The 5357-nt window shown below is 75.5% G+C and carries 4 protein-coding genes and 1 pseudogene; all 5 read right to left on the minus strand.

The window, feature by feature from the left end; translation table 11 throughout:
• Positions 1-212 (minus strand): annotated as a pseudogene (locus B7L92_RS35170) (spherulation-specific family 4 protein); the annotation flags it as partial.
• Positions 200-1228: an SDR family oxidoreductase gene (locus B7L92_RS35175; protein WP_081241272.1), complete on the minus strand. Its 1029-nt coding sequence runs from the start codon at positions 1226-1228 to the stop codon at positions 200-202. The gene B7L92_RS35175 and the pseudogene B7L92_RS35170, both read right to left, overlap by 13 nt.
• Before the next feature lie 211 nt (positions 1229-1439).
• A complete protein-coding gene (locus B7L92_RS35180; RefSeq protein ID WP_081241273.1) occupies positions 1440-2609 on the minus strand; it encodes a hypothetical protein in 1170 nt (389 codons plus the stop codon).
• Complete coding sequence (locus tag B7L92_RS35185) at positions 2606-4303, minus strand: DUF3492 domain-containing protein (RefSeq protein ID WP_081241274.1); 1698 nt, start codon at positions 4301-4303, stop codon at positions 2606-2608. The genes B7L92_RS35180 and B7L92_RS35185 overlap by 4 nt, the downstream gene beginning before the upstream one ends.
• A 172-nt stretch (positions 4304-4475) precedes the next feature.
• The coding region (locus B7L92_RS35190) for a DUF3152 domain-containing protein (protein ID WP_143626435.1) at positions 4476-5357 on the minus strand (882 nt) is incomplete at its 5' end.

Raw genomic sequence — 5357 nt, forward strand, 5'->3', positions numbered from 1 at the left:
AGGCGGCCGGCCGCCTCCAGGCAGTTCGGGTCGGGCCGGACACCGGGCCCGTCGGCCACGTTCAGGACGACCCAGTGCAGGGGGGTGCCGGGGCGGGTGAGTTCCCTCCACTCGGTCGGGGCGACGAGGGGGTGCGCGAGGCCCGGGACGCCGAACCCGGTGCGGACGCCGGTGCTCGCGGTGCCCGGTTCGACACGGGTCAGATACGGCACGCCGCCTCCATCCAGATGTCGGCCAGGGACTCCTCGAGGTTGATCCGGGGGCGCCAGCCGAGCCGGTCGCGTGCGGTGCGCACATCGGCCTGCTGCCAGCTGCCGCAGCCGTCCGGGTACGGGTACGCGACCGGGGGCGCGTGGTGGTCGGAGTCGGTGCGGGGGTGGCCGATGGTGGCCCTGAGGTGGGCGGGATGGGCGGCGTGCGCCGCGTGCGAGGCGTGCGAGGCATGGGGGGCCGGTGACGCGTGGACGCCGGGAGGGCCGTCCGGTTCGGTGAGGGCGCCGCCGTATCCGGCCACCCGGGCGAGGATCCCGGCGGCGTCGCGCAGGCGGACGGCACGGCCCGAACCGATGTTGATGACGCCCTGTGCGGCGGAGAGCGAGGCGGCGTGCACGGCGCGGGCCACGTCGCGGACGTCGACGAAGTCCCGCTGGGCGCCGAGCCCGCCGAGCCTCAGCTCGCCGTCGCCGGACTGCATGGCGCGGCGCATGGCCTCGGCGAGCCGGCCGAGCGGGGAGCCGGCGGGCGTGCCGGGACCGACGGGTGAGAAGACCCGCAGGACGACGGCGTCCAGGCCGGACCCGAGGACCAGCTCGGTGGCGGCGAGCTTGCTGACGCCGTACGGGCCGCCGGGGCGCGGGACGGCGTCCTCCGCGGTGGAGGAACCGGGCTGGCTCGGGCCGTACTCCGAACTGCAGCCGATCTGCACGAGACGTGCGCCGCAGCCGCTGCGGCGCAGGGCCTCGCAGACGGTGGCGACGGCGACGGTGTTGTGCCGGGTGAGTTCGCGGGCGCCGCCCCGGGTGGCGCCCGCGCAGTTGACCACGACACCGGGGTGGACGGCGTCGAGGAAGCGGGTGAGGGCGCCGGGGCTGCCGGTGGCGAGGTCGAAGCGGACGTCGGCGTCGTCGCCGCGGCCGAGGGCCGTGAGCTGGACGGCCGGGTCGGCGAGCAGGCGGTCGGCGACGAAGCGGCCGAGGTAACCGTTGGATCCGATCAGCAGGACTCTCATCGGGCGACTCCTTCGGCGTCCGGAGCTGCTGGGCGGGTGATCATGTGGGGTTCTCCTTCGGGTGCGGATGCGTGAGGGGCGCGTGTCTTGTGCCTGCGGCGCATGTGCGGCTCCGGTGGGGGTGCGGTTCGCCTTCGCGCCGTGCCCGGGTGGCGGCCGCCTCCTGCTCGGCTCACCCGGCCCGCGGAAGGTGCTCGGGCGGTCACCGCGGTCACCACGGTCGCTCCGGGCGAGTGTGGGCCGAGGCCCGGGTGAGGGTGCGGGAGGCGTGGATCAGGAGGGTCAGGGCCGCTGCCCCGCAGATGAGGGTGGGGACGGCGCCGGGGCCCCAGGCGGTGGCCAGTGTGTCCACGGGTGCGGCCAGCGGGCCGCAGCCGGGGAGGCGGGCCGCGAAGACCGTGGCCAGGGCCGCCGCCTGGGCGGTGGCCGTGGCCGTGAGGATCACCTTCGGGGCGTGGGTGAAGCCGTGGACCGTGAGGAGGCGGGCCAGGAAGAGGAGGGCGCCCAGGGCGAGGGTCTGGGAAGGGGCGAAGGGTTCGTCGAGGAGGGCGGCGGAAAGGGCGAGGAGGGCGGCCAGAGCGCACAGGAACAGGGCGAACGTGCCGAGCAGCACGGGCCGGACGGAGACGGCGAAGTCCTCCAGGCCCCGGCTCGAGACGAGCCTGCGGCGGGCACGGGCGGAGAAGAGGTGGGCGGTCCAGGCCGCGGGCGCACAGGCCAGGGCGAGGGCCAGGACCGGGGCGGCGGTGAGCGGCCAGTCCCCCTCCGCGGCGCCGGTGGGCAGGCCGTCGGGGCCGCCGGTGATCGCGGCGTCGAGCAGGCCGTCGCCCAGGAGCGCGTAGCCGACGAGCCAGCAGGTCCAGAACGCCGCGGTGGAACGGCGCGGGGCGGTCGAGGGGTGGTCGCCGGTGCTCAGTGGGCCTCGGCGCAGTGCCGCGCGCAGGGCGAGGGCGGTGGCGAGGATGCCGGCGGCCACCGTGAGGAGGCGGGTCTGGCCGTGGGTGAGGCGCGGGGCGGTCAGCGACGCGAAGCACAGCGCCCCGGGGAGCAGGGTGAGGACGGCCCAGTCGGCGCGTGCCCCGGGGGTCGCCGCGGCCGTGGAGGGTCGGCCGCCGTCGTCGCGCGGGACGCGGGCGTACAGCTCCTCCGCGAGGGAGAAGACGTCCCGGTGGCGGAAGCGCGCGGCGGTCCGGTCGGTGACGCCGTGGGCCTCCAGGCCGGCCGCGATCTCCAGGGGGTCCACGGCCCGTTCGCACAGTTCGCGGTGGCGGTGCAGCAGCGCCTTGACCGGGTCGGCCGCGCCGCGGCGGGGGGCGGACCCGGGGGGCCGCGGTCCGCCGGGTTCCGCCGTCTCGCGGTGCAGTGCGCCGAGGTCGGTCATCGGACTGCCTCCGTCACGGGTGCCGGCGCGGTGGTGCGCACGGGTGCGTTCCTCGCCCAGGTGGGGATGGCACGCGGGGTCAGGTCGGTCCAGTGGCCCGGGACGTGGGCCTCGGCGGGGGCGGCGAAGGGCAGGGGGTCGCCGCTGTCGTTCAGCAGGAGGCGGTGGACCGGGGTCCGCGCGACGATCTCCAGATAGAGGCCGTGGAACGCCGCGACGTTCTGCTCGACGGTGAACAGCTCGAGTGCGCGGGCCCGTGCGGCGGCTCCGAGGCGCTCGCGGCGCGCGGGATCGCGCAGCAGGGACACGCACGCCTCGGCGAGCGCCCGCGGGTTGCGCGGCGGGACGACGAGGCCCGTGCCGCCGATGACCTCCACGACGGCGCCGACGTCCGTGGAGACCGTGGCGCGTCCGCAGAACATCGCCTCGACCAGTCCGGCCGGGAAGCCCTCGACGACGCTGGAGAGGACGGTCACCGCGCCCGCGGCGTACGCGTCGGCGACGGTGGGCAGGTCCGGGCCGCCGATCTCCTCGAAGGACACCGGGTTGTCGCCGACGGCGTGCGGGCCCTCGGCCTCGTCCGGGAAGAGCTGCGCGGCCAGCGCCTTGCAGTGGCCGAGGTAGTCGGCCCCCTCCGCGCCGGACGGGCCGCCCATGACCCGCAGGCGGGTCCCGGGCTCCTCCTTGTGGATCTCCGCGAAGGCGTGCAGCAGCGAGACCAGGTCCTTGGCGGGCTCCACGCGGCCGACCCAGACGAGGGTGCGCGGGTCCGCGCTCCCCGGGGACTCACCGACCTCGTCGAAGGGCGTGGCGTCCATGCCGGGGTGGACCGTGCGGAGCTTCGCCCGGTCGGCACCGCAGCGTTCCTGCCAGCGGCGGGCGTGGGCGTTGCCCGGGGTGATGAACACAGCCCGGCGGTAGGTCTCGGCGGCGAGCCGGCCGTGGAAGGCGGCGAGCAGGGAGCGGACCGCGGGCGAGGAGTCCGGGCGGGTCAGGTAGTGCGCCCGCAGGCGCACGCCGTACTCGGTCACCAGCAACGGGATGCCGAAGAAGTGGTGGGCGAGCAGGCCCGGCAGGGCGGCCGCGCCGCCGGCCGTGGCGTGGCAGAGGTCGACCGCGCCGAGCCCGTCCTCCTCGTACCAGTCGAGCGAGAGGGGGCGCAGAGCCTGTTCCAGGTGCGCGGCGACGGTCAGCAGGTCCGGCACACGGGCCTCGCGCGCGGCGCGCCGGGCGCGGGGCGCGCGACAGGCGCGCTCCAGGAGGCGTACGGCGGTCTCGGAGCGGAGCGCGGCCGTCAGGCCGCCTTCGTCGCGGGCGAGTTCGGCGAGGCCGTTCAGCGCGGTGGCGAAACGGTCCGCCTCGGGGGCGGCGCCCTGTGCGGCTCCGGGTGCGGCGGGGGCCTCCGCCGTGCAGAGCACGGCGGCCAGTTCGCCGTAGTGCTCCGTGAAGCGCCGGCGCGCGCGGCGGCCGTGCACCACCCCGTCGTCCTCGGCCGTCCACAGCGGTGCGGTGCGCACCCTGCCGACCTGCGGCGGCAGCGGGACCCAGCCCGCGTCCTCCTGGGCTTCGCTGTGGCTGAACGCGTAGACGTCGAACTCGTGCTGGTCGAGTCCGCGCACGAGGCGGTCGCACCAGAGCCCGGCGCCACCGCTCACATACGGATAGCCACTCTCCGCAAGCAGTCCGATGCGCACGTGTGCACCCCCGATCTCCCGTATGCGGAGCCGCCGTTGGTCCGGCGACTCGCAGCGGGACGAACGTATGCGGACAAGGCGGTGGTGCGACGGACGGTTGTCCATCGCACCACCAAAAGGGGTGAACAGGCGTAACTTTCCCGCGCGGGGCGCGTTCCGCCCCGCTAGAGGATCAGCCCTTCGGGTAGGGCCACGGGTTCGGCCGGCAGTCGATGCCGTCGTGATCCACGAACTTGGTCTGCTGCTGCATGACCGGGGCGAGGTCGCCGTCCTTGTCGCAGGTGACGTGGCCGTAGCCCAGGCGGTGGCCGATCTCGTGGTTGATCAGCATCTGGCGGTAGGCGTGGATCCTGTCGCCGTAGGTCTCCGCCCCCTGCGCCCACCGGTACGCGTTGATCATCACGCGTTCGGTGGCCGCCGAGTCGCAGGAGACGTTGTCCACGGTGGTGTCCAGGCCGGATCTGGCGCACCAGTCGGCGGTGGTGCCGGGGCTGGCGAGGGTGATCACGAAGTCGGCCCGGCCGGAGTGGACGCGCTCGAAGGTGCGGGCGCCGTTGTGCGCCCAGCTGCGGTTGTCGTTGAGCGTCTTCTGCACGGCCTCGGCGAAGAGTGCGCCGTCGAGGCCGAGGCCCTGCTCCACGTCCACCCGGTAGGTGATCTTCTGCCCCTTGCCCGGTGCCTTGTCGATGCCGGGGATCGCGTCGAACTTCCCCGAGCCCTCGAACGTGGCGCCGAGCGCGTACTTCCGCTCCATCTTCTGCTCGTACGTCGGCTGTTCGGCGCCGGACGCCTCGGCGGGCGTCTCCCGGTCGTCCCCGCGCGAGGCGGGGTCCCTGACCTCACGCACCTGGTCGGTGGCGGACTGCGCCTGTGCGTCGGCACCGCCCTGTCCGTCGGCGACCTGGCCGGCCACGACCACGGCCAGCACCGTGGTGACGGCGGCGGCCGCGATCCCGGTGAAGGTCCGCCCCTTGCCGCCCCCGGTCTGCGCGGGCTCGCCGGAGGGCGGCGCGCCGTCACTGGGGCCGGACGGGACGGCGGTGACCGGAGCGGT

Origin of the sequence: Streptomyces viridosporus (genome assembly GCF_002078235.1) — a bacterium.
Taxonomy (GTDB): Bacteria; Actinomycetota; Actinomycetes; order Streptomycetales; family Streptomycetaceae; genus Streptomyces; species Streptomyces viridosporus.

What these genes read in the sequence shown, in the direction of transcription:
- B7L92_RS35175 (WP_081241272.1), bottom strand. Translation starts at nt 1,228, where the DNA reads ATGAGAGTCCTGCTGATCGGATCCAACGGTTACCTCGGCCGCTTCGTC.
- B7L92_RS35180 (WP_081241273.1), bottom strand. Translation starts at nt 2,609, where the DNA reads ATGACCGACCTCGGCGCACTGCACCGCGAGACGGCGGAACCCGGCGGA.